The following is a 15,524-nucleotide window of genomic DNA, read 5'->3' as shown; positions in this document are numbered from 1 at the left end:
AGAGGGTCAGACAGGTCGCCAACCCGAGCTGAGTCGCGACAGAGCCTCGAACTCGACCGGATCGTGACTGCAGAAGATGCGCACGGCCTCGCTCCTGCGCGTGGCGAGCATTCGCAGGCGATCCTGGTTGCGCAGGCGGGACCGCCGATCGGCCTCCATCATCCGCTGATAGGCCGCAAGCCCGGGCGTGCAGCACGGCTCGGGATCCATCTCGTGGCGGTAGAAGTAGGCATCTCCTGCGTGCAGGAGCCATCCTTCCGGCGTGGCGATGGCGATGCCGGCATGTCCGAGAGTGTGGCCTCGCAAGGGGATCATGAGGATGTCCGGCGGCACGCCGTCCAGATCCCGAACGGCATCGAATCCGAACCAGCGCTCTCCTCCGGGCTCGTAGAACCGCCAGTTTCGCACCGCATCCCATTGCTCCGGACGGTAGCGGCGTCCGGCGATGAAGCCGCTGCGTTGTTCGGCAGCCTCCGCTTCCGATTGCAGCACATGCACCTGAGAACGCGGAAAGTCTTCGAGCCCGCCGGCATGATCGAAATCGAGATGTGTCAGAACGATATGGCGCACGTCGTGCGGTGAGAAGCCGTGCGCCTTGACCTGCTCCAGCGCGGTATGCCTGCGCTCGAACTGAATTCGGTTGAAGTGAATGAAGAGCGGGCTCAGGCGTTCATAGGGCCGCTCCACGTCCCGCGTCCCGAACCCGGTATCGATGAGCACCAACCCGCGATCGGTTTCGACCAGAAGGCAATGGCAGACGAGATGGGCGGCGAGCCCGGAGCTCACTCCGTCCATGAGCCTGCCACCGAGGGGACACATGCAGCCGCAATTCAGATGATGGATACGCATAGGGCTTTCCTGGCGGGCGAGGACGACAGCCTAACGCGGCGGGGATCGAAACGTTCGCGCCCTCAGGCGCGCGCTTCTGCGCCCCGGCTGGCAGGGCGTGCCTGGCGCCGCCTGCCCACCGGCTGCGGCGGTTCGGTGCGCAGGGCGGATGCCTCCTCGGACAGCCGGCTTTGCAGAAGCGACAGAACGGCCGCCTCCTCGGGCCTGAGGTCGGGCAGGTTTTCCCGCAGCTCGGCCTCCACCTCCTCGCGGATCTCGAGCAGGAGCGCGCCCTCGAGATAGCAGGTGAACACTTCCGGATGCACATAGCACTTGCGACAGATCGCCGGCGTGTTCCCGAGTCGAGCCGAGACCTTTTCGATGGCTGCGCGGATGTTCTTCTTCGCCTTGGCTTCGCTGTCGAATTCCTCGAATTCAGTCAGGGCGAGGGCCGCGAGCACCGTCCCCGCCCACGTCCTGAAATCCTTCGCCGTGATGTCGCTGCCGGTGATTTCCTTGAGATAGGCGTTCACATCGGCCGACGTGACGGTTTGCTGGGTGCCCGTCTCGTCCAGATATTGGAACAGGTGCTGCCCCGGCAGGTCCTGGCAGGCCTTCACGATCTTGGCGATGCGGCGGTCCTTGACCTTGAGGCGCCAGGTCTTGCCGCTTTTGCCCTTGAACTGGAAGCGCAGCTCGCCGCCTTCGACCTTGACATGCGGGTCGCGCAGGGTGGTGAGGCCGTAGCTCTTGTTCTGCTTCGCATAGTCGGAATTGCCGACACGGATCAGTGTGTTCTCGAGCAGGTGCACGACGGTGGCAAGCACCTTCTCGCGGGGCAGGCCCCGCAGGGCCATATGGGCGTCAATCGACTTGCGGATCTCAGGCAGGGCCTTCGCGAAGTCGATCATGTGCTCGTATTTCGTACTCTCGCGAATGTCGCGGAAGGCAGGATGATAGCGATATTGCTTGCGCCCGCGCGCATCACGCCCCGTCGCCTGGATGTGACCATTGGCCTTGGGACAGATCCACACATCCGTGTAGGCAGGAGGAATGGCAAGCGACCTGATGCGGGCGAGCGTTGCCTTGTCCGACACCTTTCCCCCGTCCGGCCGCACATAGGAGAATCCCTTGCCGGCCTTCTTGCGCCGAATGCCGGGCTCCTCGTCGGAGACGTAAAGAAGTCCTGCCGTCTCCGCGGCATCGCGGGGATCGACGACATTGTCGCTGGAGACGTCGGAATCGAGCAGCATGGCGTGCCTGGGTTCGAGGGCGCTGCGTCAACCGGCTCGTGTCGGGTCCGGTTCCCTCCCGGGCGCCCGCGCAACGTCGCAGCGGCGTCCGCAGCAGGCGGCGGGAAACGGAACCGGCGGCCGAGCCGCGATTTTTTCTGGGGCCCGCGGGATTTCCTTGCCTGCGAAATGCACTAGAAGGGCCCATCGTATTCCGGAATGGCCGTGTCCCACCCCTCTGCCCCTTGTCCCTTGCCGCTCCTCGACGGACGAAAGCTGGTCTTCGTCGTCACCGAGGACTGGTTCTTCGTATCCCATTTCCTCCCCATGCTCCGCGCTGCGAAAGAGCTCGGGCTTGCGGTGACGGTCGTGACGCGCGTCCGGGCGCACCGCGAGGCCATCGAGGCCGAGGGCGCCCGGGTCGTTCCTCTCGATGCCGAGCGCCGGAGCCTCAACCCGATGACGGCCGGTTACGCGGCGGGACAGCTCGCCGCCATCCTCAAGGCGGAGAAGGCCGACCTTGTCCATTGCATTGCGCTTCGCGGCATTCTCGTCGGCGGCACCGCGGCCGCCATGGCCGGAATCGAAAACCGGGTCTATGCCCTGACAGGGCTCGGCTTCCTCGGCGCGAGAACCGACAGGATCGGGCGTGTCGCCCAGAGAGCGGTGAGGCTTCTCGTGCGTGGTCTGCAGACCCCCGGGACCCGTTATCTCTTCGAGAATACCGACGATCCCAGGCTCCTGGGCCTCGACCCGTCGGACCCCCGGGTCACCATTGTCGGCGGGGCCGGCATCGATCCGGATGCCCTGCGCCCGGAGCCCCTCCCTCCACAGCCGCCGCTGAAGGTCGCCGTCGTCGCCCGCATGCTCTGGTCGAAGGGCGTCGATCTCGCCGTGGAGGCCGTCAAGAAGGCTCGCGCTCGTGGCGCCGCGGTCGAACTCTCGCTCTATGGCGCGCCGGATCCTTCCAACCCGAAGGCGATACCGGAGGCGACGCTGAAGGCCTGGAGCGCGGAGCCGGGCATCGCCTGGCACGGGCCGACACGGGATGTGGCGAGCGTGTGGCGTGCCCATCACGTGGCCTGCCTGCCGTCGCGGGGCGGCGAGGGCTTGCCGCGCACGCTTCTGGAGGCAGCCGCCTGCGGCCGCGCCATCGTGACGACGGACGTCCCCGGATGCCGGACCCTGGTAAGGGACGGGGTTGAAGGACGGATTGTTCCGCCCGGCGATTCGGAACGCCTCGCGGAGGCCCTGATCTCGTTGAGCCAGCAGCCGGACCTCGTGGCCCGCATGGGCGAAGCGGCCCGCGCCCGCGTCTCCGACGGCTTCACCGAGAGGCAGGTCATGGATGCGGTGAAGCGACTCTACAGCACGGTCCTCGCGCCGTGATCGCGGATCGCTCCGCCTTCATTCGCGCGGAGACCCGGCTGCGGCCCGTGCCGCATGCTCCGGAAATCTCCCTGCACGTGGCCGACGAGGCGACGGCCCTGTGGCAGAAGACGGAGGAGGAACTCGGCGCCATCGGCCTCCCGCCACCTTTCTGGGCCTTTGCCTGGGCCGGCGGGCAGGCCCTGGCCCGCTACATCCTCGACCATCCCGCCATCGTGCACGGCAGGCGGGTGCTGGATTTCGCCTCCGGTTCGGGCCTCGTCGCCATTGCGGCCAGGAAAGCGGGCGCGGCGCAGGTGGAAGCCTGCGACATCGACGATTTCGCCATCGCGGCCATCCGGCTCAACGCCGAGGCGAACCGGGTCGATCTCGATGCCATCCAGGCCGACATCGTCGGGCAGGATCACGGCTGGGACGCGGTGCTCGCCGGGGACATCTGCTACGAGCGGGATCTCGCCCAGCGGGTGACGGACTGGCTCTTTGCCTTGAACGAACGCGGCGCAACCGTCCTCATCGGCGATCCCGGGCGCAGCTATCTTCCGACCGACAGGCTCGAGCGGCTCGCCGAATACGAGGTGCCGGTCACCCGCACCCTGGAAGATTCCGAGATCAAGAAGACCAGCGTCTGGCGTTTCCGGCCGGGCTCGCGCATCGAGAGGTAAGGGGTTCCGGCTCCATCCCGGAAGGCGCCCGTCACTGTCGTGTCACCGAAACATGACAGACACCCTATGGAAGTGTAGCAGTATCACCCGCACAACCGGGCAGGGCCGTCACCGCTTTGCGGGGCTTTGGGTTTCCCCCCCGCGCGACGGTTCTGGAGACCATGGGCCGCTGTCCACTGCCGGGATGTCGCCCAGGCTACGCTTGACGGAGGCACGATTAGGCCTCAGCTAACGGCGGCGGCCCGAACACCGCCGTTCAGGATGACCGATGACTGCCATTTCCAAGTCCTCCGAATTCAAGTCTTCCGATTCGTCCGGCTCCCGTCTTCTTCCTGAGGGCCTGGCCGAACCTGCTCCCCGCCATCGCACGGTCGGGGTCCGGGTCGGGTCCGTAATGGTCGGTGGCGGCGCTCCCATCGTCGTGCAGTCCATGACGAATACCGACACGGCGGATGCGGACGCCACCGTCGCCCAGGTGGCGGCGCTGGCGCGGGCGGGATCGGAGCTGGTCCGCATCACGGTCGACCGCGACGAAGCTGCCGCGGCGGTTCCCCGCATCCGCGAACGGCTCGACCGGCTGGGCATAACCGTGCCGCTGGTGGGCGATTTCCACTATATCGGCCATCAGCTGCTCGCCGACCATCCCGGCTGCGCCGAGGCTCTCGACAAGTATCGGATCAATCCTGGCAATGTCGGCTTCCGGGAAAAGAAGGACCGCCAGTTCGGGGCCATCATCGAGATGGCGATCCGCTATGGCAAGGCGGTGCGCATCGGCGCCAACTGGGGATCCCTCGACCAGGAGCTCCTGACCCATCTGATGAACGAGAACGCCGCCTCCGCCGCCCCCCGCGACATGCGCTGGGTGACCCGGGAGGCCATGATCCAGTCGGCACTCCTCTCTGCCGCCCGCGCCGAGGAGATCGGCCTGGGGCGGGACCGGATCATCCTGTCCGCCAAGGTCTCGGCGGTGCAGGACCTGATCGCCGTCTACCAGGACCTTGCGCGCCGGTCCGACTATGCGATCCATCTCGGGCTGACCGAGGCCGGCATGGGGACGAAGGGGATCGTCGCCTCCTCGGCGGCGATCGGCATCCTCCTCCAGGAGGGCATCGGCGACACGATCCGCTTCTCCCTGACCCCGGAGCCCGGGGGCGACCGCACCCTCGAGGTCAAGACCGCCCAGGAGCTGCTCCAGACCATGGGATTCCGGACCTTCGTCCCCCTCGTCGCCGCCTGCCCTGGCTGCGGGCGCACGACGTCCTCGGTTTTCCAGGAGCTCGCACGGGACATCCAGAACTGGATTTCGACGTCCATGCCGGAATGGCGCCGGCAATATGCCGGCGTCGAGAACCTGAACGTCGCCGTCATGGGCTGTATCGTGAACGGCCCGGGCGAGTCGAAACATGCCAATATCGGCATCTCCCTGCCCGGAACGGGGGAGCAGCCGGCAGCCCCTGTCTTCATCGACGGCCGCAAGGCCATGACCCTGCGTGGCCCCACCCTCGCCCAGGATTTCCAGCGCATCGTTCTCGACTATATCGAACGGAATTACGGCTCCTGACCGGCTGACGGAAATCAGGACGTTCAACGGCGCCCGCCAGGCCGGAATGGAACCGTAGCTCAAATTCCGTTTTACGCTTTGGCGCGACGTGCTAGAGAGCCCGCCGCGTCGGCACGGACGGCCGCCGCATTCGATAAGGAGGGCCGCCCTTCTTCAGTCGTCAGGAAAGTTCACAGAGGGCCGTCCGCGGGCACATCCGCAAAGAACATTCATATGGTACAGCACGCTGTCGCCCCTGGGCACGCCGATTCCGCGGCCCCGGAGGCCTCCCTACCCGAATCACATCCCCGCGCAAGCTTCTGGACGCTTATGCTGGGAGCCATTGGCGTCGTGTTCGGCGATATCGGCACGAGCCCTCTCTATGCGTTCAAGGAATCCGTCGCTGCCGCGGCGGCGGGCGGGCCGTTGACCCGGGACATCATCCTGGGGGTCCTGTCCCTGATCCTCTGGTCGCTCATGCTCGTCGTTACGGCGAAGTACGTGTTCATCCTGCTTCGCGCCGACAACCGGGGCGAGGGCGGGACCCTGACCCTCGTGGCCTTGACCCAGCGCGCCCTCGGCAAACGGCGCGGCATCGTCCTCATGCTCGGCATCGCCGGCGCCGGCCTGTTCTACGGCGACGCGGTCCTCACGCCGGCCATCTCGGTCTTGTCCGCGGTCGAGGGATTGAAGCTCGCAACCCCGGAGCTCGACCCCTACGTCGTGCCGATCACGCTGGCGATCCTGGTCGCGCTTTTCATGGTCCAGAGCCGGGGAACAGGGCGCGTCGCCGCCTTCTTCGGCCCGATCATGCTCGTCTGGTTCGCCGCCCTGGCCGCTGCCGGGCTCATGCACATCGCCGACGACCCGACCGTGATGTACGCCATGAACCCGATCTACGCGCTCACGTTCTTCCATAACCATCCGAGCGTGTCGCTCGCCGTCCTCGGGGCCGTCTGCCTGTCGGTCACGGGAGCGGAAGCCCTTTATGCCGATCTCGGCCATTTCGGCGCGAAGCCCATCCGCAGCGCCTGGCTGTACCTCATCTTTCCCGCGCTGGTGATCAACTATTTCGGCCAGGGAGCACTGGTCCTCGCCCACCCCGAAACTGCCGAATCGCCGCTCTTCCATCTGGTGCCGGACTGGGCGCTCCTGCCCATGATCGGCCTGGCGACGCTTGCCACCATCATCGCCAGCCAGGCGGTGATCACCGGAGCCTTCTCGCTGACCCGCCAGGCGGTGCAGCTGGGCCTCCTGCCCCGCCTCGAGATCCGCTTCACCTCCGAGACCCATCAGGGCCAGATCTACCTGCCGCGCGTGAATGTGCTGCTGCTCGTCGGCGTGGTCGTGCTCGTCCTGATCTTCGGCTCGTCGAGCAATCTCTCCCACGCCTACGGTGTGTCGGTGTTCGGCGCCATGGCGGTGGACGCGATCCTCGCAATCCTCGTCATCTGGAAGGGCTGGCGCTGGTCGCTGGCCCTGACGCTCGCCGTGATGCTGCCCTTCCTCTTCATCGACCTCGCCTTCTTCGGCGCCAATCTGCTGAAGATCTTCACGGGAGGCTATGTCCCCGTCATTCTCGCAGCCGCGCTCATGACGCTCATGTGGACCTGGGTGAAGGGCACCACCATCCTCTTCGAGAAGACCCGCAAGATCGACGTGCCGCTCCTCGAACTGGTGAAGATGCTGGAGAAGAGCCCGCCGCATCGGGTGAAGGGCACGGCGGTGTTCCTTACGAGCGACCCGGATACCGCACCGGCCGCCCTGCTGCACAATCTCAAGCACAACAAGGTGCTGCACGAGAAGAACGTGATCCTGACGGTGCGCAGCGAGGACGTGCCGCGTCTCGAGGACGAGGACCGGGTGCATATCGAGCATGTGGGCGACACGTTCTGGCGCGTCCAGATCGCCTATGGCTATATGGAAACTCCGAACATTCCGCGCGGCCTTGCGATCCTGCGCAAGCAGGGCTTCAAGTTCGACATCATGGCGACGTCGTTCTTCCTCTCACGCCGCTCGATCCGTCCCGCCGCCCAGTCCGGCATGCCGCTCTGGCAGGATAAGCTGTTCATCGGCCTTGCCAAATCGGCGAGCGATGCCACCGACTTCTTCCAGATCCCGACGGGACGCGTGGTCGAGGTCGGCACCCAGGTGACGGTCTAGGGCACCGGCCGCACGTTTGCGGCCCATCGTGTGGAAAGCCGACCTTTCCGCGCGCTGAGGGCCTGTTGTCAGAGACCCTGTTGTCAGAGACCCTGTTGTCAGAGACATGGCGCGATGCCAGTCTCGCGCCGTCATGACGATCCTCTCTCTCATCCGCCCCAACCCCACTGATCTTCCCGGCTACGAGCGCGCGCTCGCGCAGGGCTGGTCCCCCAATACGGACCAGGACGTGAGCCGCGAGCAGCTGGAGCAATTGCGGCGCGATCCGGCGCGCTTCCTTCACGATATCTATAACAGTCCCACCATCCGCCTGCCCGACGGCCGCGAGGTGCCGCGTCTCCCGGCGCACGATTTCTGGATCAGCGATGGCGATTTCTGCGGGCGGATCGGCTTTCGTTTCCAGCCCGGCACCGAGGAGCTGCCCCCGACCTGCCTTGGGCATATCGGCTACGCGATCGTGCCCTGGAAGCGGCGGCGCGGCTATGCCACGCAGGCCCTGCGGCTGATCCTCCCGGTGGCGCGTGCGGAAGGATTCTCGCGGGTGTTGGTCACCTGCGACGAGACCAACGAGGCCTCGCGGAAGGTCATCCTCGCCAATGGCGGCATTTTTGACGGCACGTTCGTCACCTCGAGCACCACGGAACAACCGAAGCTCAGGTTCTGGGTGCCGACGGCGGGATAGGCCCGCCGGCGGGGTCCCCAGGGTAAGGTCCTGGTCCTTCTCCCCGTGGCGGTCGGTTCACTTGACCAGCCGCGTGCTTGCCCATACCCACGGCGCATCTCACGCAAGGATTGTCCGTGGTCGCCGCTTCCCCCTCTGCTCCCCGCCTTCGCTTCTTCTTCAGCCGGAGCGAGGCCGTGCTGGTCTTCATCACGGTGATCTGGGGCGCGACTTTCCTGACCGTCCAGAACGTCCTGGCCGTGAGCGGCCCCCTGTTCTTCGTCGGCCTGCGCTTCGGCACCGCCGCGCTGCTCATGGCAATTCTCGCCGCTCCCATCCTTCGCGGACTGACCTGGCAGGAGGCCAGGGCCGGGATCCTGATCGGCATCAGCATCTTCTTCGGCTACACGCTCCAGACCTACGGGCTGCAGACGATCCCGAGCAGCAAATCCGCCTTCATCACGGCGCTCTATGTGCCCATCGTGCCCCTGCTGCAATGGCTGGTCCTGCGTCGTCCCCCGGCACTCATGTCCTGGCTCGGCATCGCCCTCGCCTTCGGCGGCCTCGTGCTGCTCGCCGGACCGGAGGGCACCTCGATCGGGCTGGGGATCGGCGAGTTGCTGACGTTGGTCAGTGCCGTCGCGATCGCCTCCGAGATCATCCTCATCGGCGGCTATGCCGGAAGGGTCGACGTGCGCCGCGTCACGGTCGTGCAGCTCGCCACAGCCTCCCTCCTGGCCTTCGGCGGCATGGCCCCCATGGGAGAGCCCATCCCGGCCATGTCCGGCCTGCTGGTGGCGAGCGCCGTGGGACTCGGCATCGCCAGCGCCGGCATCCAGCTCGCAATGAACTGGGCGCAGAAGACCGTTTCGCCCACCCGGGCGACGGTGATCTATGCCGGGGAGCCGGTCTGGGCCGGGATCGTCGGGAGGCTTGCCGGCGAGCGTCTCCCCGCCGCCGCCCTGATCGGTGCCGGTCTGATCGTCGCAGGCGTGATCGTCAGCGAACTCAAGCCGCCGCGCTGGGCCAAGGAACGCCGGTCGACGGAAATGTGAGGTCCCTTCAGACCTCCCGTTCCGCCACGAAACGGACCGCTGCGCGCAGGATGTCGGCCCTGTCCCCAAAGGCCTCCAGCGCCCCCTCGGCCTCCGCGACAAGACGCCGGCATTCCCGCTTGGCGCCGTCCATGCCGAGATGGTCGACCAGAGTGGCCTTGCCCTTTTCGAGATCCTTGCCCGTCCGTTTGCCCAGCGCCTCGGCAGAAGCCTCCCGGTCGAGGATGTCGTCGGCCACCTGGAAGGCGGCGCCGAGGGCCTGGCCAAAGATTCCCAGCGCCTCGCGCGCCGCTGCATCGGCCCGGCCGAGGATGGCCCCGGCCGTGACGGAAAACGCCAGAAGCGCCCCCGTCTTCATCATCTGGAGGCGCCGGATCTCGCCCTCGGCCAGGGTTGCGGATCCGTAGCGCCCCTCCGCCGCGAGATCGAGCATCTGGCCGCCGACCATGCCTCCGACGCCCGAGGCCCTCGCCAGGCCCAGCACCAGGTCCGCCCGGACGGCCCCGTCGGAATCCGTGGCCGGATCGGCCAGAACCTCGAAGGCTAGGGTCTGGAGGGCATCACCGGCGAGGATCGCAGTGGCCTCGTCGAAGGCCCTGTGAACCGTCGGCTGCCCTCGCCGGATGTCATCGTCGTCCATGGAAGGCAGATCGTCGTGGACGAGGGAATAGCAATGCAGCAGCTCGATGGCGCTTCCCGCCCGCAGGGGGCCCACTCCTCCGTGGGAGAACAGCCGGGCCGACTCGATGGTCAGGAGCGGCCGCAACCGCTTGCCGCCACCGAGTGCGGCGTGCCGCATGGCGGAAAGGAGACGCCCGGGCCTTGCCATTTCGCCCGATTGCGTTTCGTTTGATAGCAACGCTTCGAGGCAGACCTCGACTTCCTTTGCGACCTCGGACAGTCGCACCATGAAAGAGCCAGTGGATGAGATCATGTTCAGCCTGAATTCGGGCGCGGAAGGCGACCGGTCCGAAGGAAACGAGAGCCAGGGCCCGGCGCGGGAACCGGCCTCCCGGCAATGGCCGAAGACCGTCTCCCGCTGGCTTCGCCGTGTCGTGGGGCTCGGCCTCGGGCTCATTCTCTTATGGGTGGCGGCGGTGTTTTGGCTAGGCCTTTTGTATTGGGCCGTACCTCCTGTTTCCACCCTGATGCTGGGTCGCTGGATCACCCTCCAGCCGGTCGAGCGCGATTTCGTGAGCCTCGAGGACATCTCTCCCCAGCTGCCGCTCGCCGTCATGACCTCGGAGGACGGCCGCTTCTGCGACCATCGGGGGGTCGACTGGGATGCCCTGCGGGACGTGGTGGAGGCAGCCGACGAGGACGGCCCGGCCCGGGGCGCCTCTACCATCCCCATGCAGACGGCCAAGAACCTCTTCCTCTGGCCGGGGCGCTCCTATCTCCGCAAGGGCCTGGAACTGCCGGTCGCGCTGTATCTCGATCTCATCTGGTCGAAGCGGAAGATGATGGAAAATTATCTTAATATCGCCGAGTGGGGCGAGGGTGTCTTCGGAGCGGAGGCCGCCGCGCAGAAATATTTCAGGAAATCGGCGAAGAGCCTGACCCGTCGCGAGGCCGCCCTCCTCGCGACGGCCCTCCCCAACCCGCTCGTGCGCAATCCGGGACGCCCGCGGCCCCGGCATCAGGCCTTGGCGGCGCGGCTGATGGGGCGTATGGAGGTGGCCGCCCCCTTCAGCGAGTGCCTCAGGGGCTAGAGCATCGGATCGATGCGGGATCCAGGTCCGCCCGTTCACGCGGCCCTTTGGGACCGCACGATGCGCTAGCGCCCCGATGCCGCGCGGTTTTGGGCTAGATATTTCCGCAAATACCTTGTATGAGGCGCAACCTCATCAAGTTCCTAATGTGAGCGTTCCCCGGTTCGAGCGGGCGCTCCGCTGTTGACCGGAGACGAGAAATGGCCGTTCCAAAGAGAAAAACGTCGCCTTCGCGGCGCGGCATGCGTCGCTCCGCCGATGCCTTGAAGGCCCCGACCTACATCGAGGACAAGGATTCCGGCGAGCTGCGCCGTCCTCACCACGTCGACCTGAAGTCCGGCATGTACCGGGGCCGTCAGGTTCTCACGGTGAAGTCGGAAGCCTAATCGCAAGCTGCGACATGCACTTTCATCAAGCCGGCGCCGCAAGCGCCGGCTTTTTGTTGTTGAATGCCACGGAAGAACGGCGCCGCCTTTAGTCTTCGTTAAGCCTCGCGTCCGATCCTGAAAGCTGTTGTCGAGGGCGATCGAGGGGCGCCGGATCGCCGCCCCGCCCTCCATGTATGCGTTCAAGGATCGATGTCATGACGAGGAAGCGGCAGGGGCGGGCTGGGTTTTTCAAGGGCGTGTCCCTGACCCGGCACACCCAAAGCCTGCCGGTGGCCGATCCGCAATCCGCCCTCGCCGCCCTGAAAGGCATTGTCTACGAGTGGGATGCCGCCAGCGACGCCCTGACCTGGGGGCCGAACGCCTGCAAGGTTCTGGGCGTCCCGGCCGAAGCCCTGCCCCGGACGGGACGGGCGCTTGCAGACCTCGTCGAACCGGGCTGCGGCCTGTCCGACAGAAACGCGGCGATCCAGGACGGCGGGGGAGACACCTACGATCTGCGCTACGCCCTGCGCTTTGCCGCCGACCATGTGATATTGGTGCAGGATGCGGGCCGGAGGGAAGCCGACGCAAGCGGCCTCCTGCGTGCCACCCGCGGATTCCTGAGGGCGGAGAGAGCGGCCGACGACCTGATGCCGGAAGCAATCCGGCGCCGCTCGGCCCTGCTCGGCCGCTTGAATGCCGACATTGCCGAAGCGCTCAGGTATTCCCATTCCTTTACGGTCATCGTCGGGACCTTGGATGATACGGATCACGGACCGGTCGTCGATCGCCTGACCCGCGCCCTTCGTCCGATGATGCGCCGCAGGGATATGCTTATGGCGCTTGCGGCAAACCGGTTCGCCCTGGTCCTCGCGTCGTGCGCGGCCTGGGACGCAGCGAGCGCCATGACGCGGCTCGCGGGTCTCGCAGCGGCCCATGATCTGCCGGTCACACTCGGCGCCGCGGTGGGCCCTGACCACGCGCTGGAAGCGGCCGGGCTGCTGCGACTTGCGGAACAGGCCCTCGACACCGCGACCGCGGCGCCCGGGAGCGCCGTTCTCCACGATCCCCGCAGGCTCTCCTCGCCGGCTTCCAGGCGCGGCGCGGATCCGATCGAGATCGTGCAGGCTCTCAATGATCGCCGCCTCACCCTGGTGCTCGAGCCGGTCGTGGATGCGCGGACGCGCAAGACCGCCTTCGCCCAGGTCCGCCCCCTCACCGATCCATCGGCGATGGGCGCTCCCTTAGGGAAGCTGCCTGCGCTCAAGGGGGCCAATCTGCCCCTCCTCGTCGACGGGCGTGTGCTCGAGCTGGCGGCGGATCATCTGGCCCGGCAGCCCGAGGCCAGGGTGAGCTTTGCCATCGCGCCGGCCACGTTGCGCGACAACGAGTGGCTGACGATGCTGGCCGCCCACCTTGGCGCTCGCCCTGGCATCGAATCGCGCCTCCTGATCGAGGTTCCGGAATGCATCCTGCGGCAACCGGGCGCAGCGAAGGGCCGCCTCGACGCCATGAAGGCTCTCGGGGTCGGCATCGTTCTGTCCGGGTTCGGAAGCGGCCACGCCTCCCTGGCCCATCTGCGGCATCTGCCCATCGATCTCCTCAAGATCGACAGCGTCTTCGTCCAGGTCCTGGCGCGTTCCATCGACGACCGGCTCTTCGTGAGACGGCTCGTCGACATCGCACAGCATCTCGGCATCGCGGCGATCGCGGACGGCGTGGATGACGAAGCCAGCGCACGGAAGCTCGCCGACTGGGGAATCGACTACCTGCAGGGCGCCGTTCCAGGTCGGGCCGAGCCTCTGCTTCTCCCCGGCCTCACCCCGCTGCGGGCACGCGCCTGAGGGCGTAGAACCCACGGCGCGGAAATTACTTGCTGGTGAGCTTGTCGAGCTTCGCCTGCATCTCGGCCATCTGGCGCTTCAAATCCTGCAGGTCGCCGGGGCCCTCGCCCTGCTCATCGGTCTTACCCCTGGCAGCCGCATCGCGCTGAGCGAAGGGGGAGAACATGCGCATGGCCTCCGAGAAGAACGTCATGTTCTTGCGAACATGCTCCTCCATGGTCTGGAAGGCCGTAGGACCGAAGGCTTGAGACATCTGCTCGCGAAGCTTCTGCTGCTCGCGAGACAGATTCTCCATGGAGAACTCGAGATAGCTGGGCACGAGCGACTGCAGACTGTCCCCATAGAACCGGATCAGCTGGCGCAGGACCGTGACGGGCAGGAGGTTCTGCCCTTCCTTGTTCTCCTGCTCGAAGATGATCTGGGTCAGCACCGAGCGGGTGATGTCCTCGCCGGTCTTGGCGTCGTAGACGAGAAAATCCTCGCCCTGGCGGACCATGCCGGCCAGATCCTCGAGCGTCACATAGGTGGAGGTCCCGGTGTGATAGAGGCGGCGATTGGCGTATTTCTTGATAACGGTCGGTTTCTTGTCGGTCTGCTTGTCCGTCGCCATGGAACCCGATGCGTCCTGTTGTATGCGAAAACCCGGCGAGCCGGCAGTCCCTGGTTCGCAAGCAGGAACGTCAGCCATCGCATCAACTTATAAGTGTTCCAGCCTGCGATCAAAGCCCTAAAAGTCTAAGAGCGTTTTCCGCTCCCGTGCCTATATAGACACCAGGATGCGGGCGACGGCGCTTGACTTCCCTCCATCCGGCGCTTTGATCGCACATCAAGAGGCTGCTTGCCCCTTCAGCACAGGAGATCGGAATGGCCCGGGACAACATCGTCATCGTCGGCGCGGCACGGACAGCCGTCGGCTCTTTCAACGGCGCGTTCGCCAACACGCCCGCCCATGAACTCGGAGCCGTGGCCATCAAGGAAGCGCTCGCGCGGGCCAAGGTCGACGCCGCGGATGTCGACGAGGTGATTCTCGGCCAGATCCTGACCGCCGGACAGGGCCAGAATCCCGCCCGGCAGGCCGCCATGGCTGCGGGTGTCCCCCAGGAGAAGACGGCCTGGGGGCTCAATCAACTCTGCGGCTCAGGCCTGCGCACCGTCGCCATCGGCCTGCAGCAGATCGCCAACGGCGACGCCAGCATCATTGTCGCTGGCGGCCAGGAATCCATGTCACAGGCCCCGCACGCCGCCCATATGCGCAGCGGCACCAAGATGGGTGATTTCAAGCTCGTCGATACCATGCTCCGCGACGGCCTGATGGACGCGTTCCATGGCTACCATATGGGCAACACCGCCGAGAACGTGGCCCAGCGCTGGCAGCTGACCCGCGAGGAACAGGACCAGTTCGCTGTTTCCTCGCAGAACAAGGCCGAAGCCGCCCAGAAGGCAGGGCGGTTCAAGGACGAAATCGTCCCCTTCACCATCTCGACCCGCAAGGGCGACATCGTGGTGGACCAGGACGAATACATCCGCGCCGGAACGACCCTCGAGGCCCTCGCCAAGCTGAAGCCCGCCTTCTCGAAGGACGGCACGGTAACGGCAGGCAATGCCTCCGGGATCAACGACGGCGCGGCTGCGATCGTTCTCATGTCGGAAGCCGAGGCCGAGAAGCGCGGCCTCACGCCGCTGGCCCGCATCGCTTCCTGGGCGACCGCTGGCGTCGACCCGGCGATCATGGGCACGGGCCCCATCCCCTCCTCCCGCAAGGCCCTGGAGAAAGCCGGCTGGAAGGTCTCCGACCTGGAGCTGGTGGAGGCGAACGAGGCCTTCGCGGCGCAGGCGCTGGCGGTCAACAAGGACATGGGCTGGGACCCGTCCATTGTGAACGTCAATGGCGGCGCCATCGCCATCGGGCATCCGATCGGCGCCTCGGGCGGGCGCGTCCTCGTCACGCTGCTGCACGAAATGGGCCGCCGCAACGCCAAGAAGGGCCTGGCAACTCTTTGCATCGGCGGCGGCATGGGCATCGCCATGTGCCTCGAGCGCTGAGCAAAGGACCAAAAGAAAGGCGCGCAT

The 15,524-nt window shown here is 66.2% G+C and carries 14 protein-coding genes; 10 read left to right on the top strand and 4 right to left on the bottom strand.

The annotated features are described in order from the left end of the window. Positions 1 to 6: 6 nt before the first annotated feature. Positions 7 to 849, bottom strand: coding sequence for an MBL fold metallo-hydrolase (locus tag AC522E_RS00655; protein ID WP_500748495.1), 843 nt, complete (start codon positions 847 to 849; stop codon positions 7 to 9). Positions 850 to 911: 62 nt separating this feature from the next. Further along, the gene (locus AC522E_RS00650; RefSeq protein WP_500750813.1) at positions 912 to 2,078 is read right to left on the bottom strand and encodes a DNA topoisomerase IB; all 1,167 of its coding nucleotides are present in this window, start codon (positions 2,076 to 2,078) and stop codon (positions 912 to 914) included. Positions 2,079 to 2,285: 207 nt separating this feature from the next. Here AC522E_RS00650 and AC522E_RS00645 point away from each other — a divergent pair, with 207 nt between their 5' ends. From AC522E_RS00645 to AC522E_RS00620, 6 genes are all read left to right on the top strand, one after another. Further along, positions 2,286 to 3,449, top strand: a complete 1,164-nt coding sequence (locus AC522E_RS00645) for a glycosyltransferase family 4 protein (RefSeq protein WP_500748494.1) — start codon at positions 2,286 to 2,288, stop codon at positions 3,447 to 3,449. Continuing rightward, on the top strand, positions 3,446 to 4,111 hold the full coding sequence (locus AC522E_RS00640) for a class I SAM-dependent methyltransferase (RefSeq protein ID WP_500748493.1): 666 nt from the start codon (positions 3,446 to 3,448) through the stop codon (positions 4,109 to 4,111). Before AC522E_RS00645 ends, AC522E_RS00640 begins: the two co-directional genes overlap by 4 nt. A gap of 268 nt (positions 4,112 to 4,379) precedes the next feature. Continuing rightward, positions 4,380 to 5,672: a flavodoxin-dependent (E)-4-hydroxy-3-methylbut-2-enyl-diphosphate synthase gene (ispG, locus tag AC522E_RS00635; protein ID WP_500748492.1), complete on the top strand. Its 1,293-nt coding sequence runs from the start codon at positions 4,380 to 4,382 to the stop codon at positions 5,670 to 5,672. 213 nt (positions 5,673 to 5,885) lie between these two features. Continuing rightward, the gene (locus AC522E_RS00630) at positions 5,886 to 7,814 is read left to right on the top strand and encodes a potassium transporter Kup (protein WP_500748491.1); all 1,929 of its coding nucleotides are present in this window, start codon (positions 5,886 to 5,888) and stop codon (positions 7,812 to 7,814) included. Positions 7,815 to 7,947: 133 nt separating this feature from the next. Next, positions 7,948 to 8,496, top strand: coding sequence for a GNAT family N-acetyltransferase (locus AC522E_RS00625; protein WP_500748490.1), 549 nt, complete (start codon positions 7,948 to 7,950; stop codon positions 8,494 to 8,496). Positions 8,497 to 8,612: 116 nt separating this feature from the next. Beyond that, positions 8,613 to 9,530, top strand: coding sequence for a DMT family transporter (locus AC522E_RS00620; RefSeq protein WP_500748489.1), 918 nt, complete (start codon positions 8,613 to 8,615; stop codon positions 9,528 to 9,530). A gap of 7 nt (positions 9,531 to 9,537) precedes the next feature. On the opposite strand, the gene AC522E_RS00615 is transcribed toward AC522E_RS00620, so the two are convergent. After that, entirely contained in the window at positions 9,538 to 10,464 is a 927-nt protein-coding gene (locus AC522E_RS00615) for a polyprenyl synthetase family protein (protein ID WP_500748488.1), read from the bottom strand. Here AC522E_RS00615 and mtgA point away from each other — a divergent pair. The 3 genes from mtgA to AC522E_RS00600 all read left to right on the top strand — a co-directional run bounded on the left by mtgA (position 10,463) and on the right by AC522E_RS00600 (position 13,454). Beyond that, positions 10,463 to 11,242, top strand: coding sequence for a monofunctional biosynthetic peptidoglycan transglycosylase (gene mtgA / locus AC522E_RS00610; RefSeq protein ID WP_500748487.1), 780 nt, complete (start codon positions 10,463 to 10,465; stop codon positions 11,240 to 11,242). The two genes, AC522E_RS00615 and mtgA, sit on opposite strands and share 2 nt — an antisense overlap. Positions 11,243 to 11,442: 200 nt before the next feature. Then, positions 11,443 to 11,628: a 50S ribosomal protein L32 gene (gene rpmF / locus AC522E_RS00605; RefSeq protein WP_500748486.1), complete on the top strand. Its 186-nt coding sequence runs from the start codon at positions 11,443 to 11,445 to the stop codon at positions 11,626 to 11,628. Between the two features lie 197 nt (positions 11,629 to 11,825). Next, complete coding sequence (locus AC522E_RS00600) at positions 11,826 to 13,454, top strand: EAL domain-containing protein (protein ID WP_500748485.1); 1,629 nt, start codon at positions 11,826 to 11,828, stop codon at positions 13,452 to 13,454. A 25-nt stretch (positions 13,455 to 13,479) separates the two neighbouring features. On the opposite strand, the gene phaR is transcribed toward AC522E_RS00600, so the two are convergent. Next, positions 13,480 to 14,064, bottom strand: coding sequence for a polyhydroxyalkanoate synthesis repressor PhaR (gene phaR / locus AC522E_RS00595; RefSeq protein ID WP_500748484.1), 585 nt, complete (start codon positions 14,062 to 14,064; stop codon positions 13,480 to 13,482). 254 nt (positions 14,065 to 14,318) lie between these two features. Between phaR and AC522E_RS00590 the strand changes: the two genes are divergently transcribed. Continuing rightward, positions 14,319 to 15,497, top strand: a complete 1,179-nt coding sequence (locus AC522E_RS00590; protein ID WP_500748483.1) for an acetyl-CoA C-acetyltransferase — start codon at positions 14,319 to 14,321, stop codon at positions 15,495 to 15,497. Positions 15,498 to 15,524 lie beyond the last annotated feature (27 nt).

Source organism: Microvirga sp. BF8, from assembly GCF_059888585.1.
This window is presented reverse-complemented; position numbering and strand designations above follow the sequence as displayed.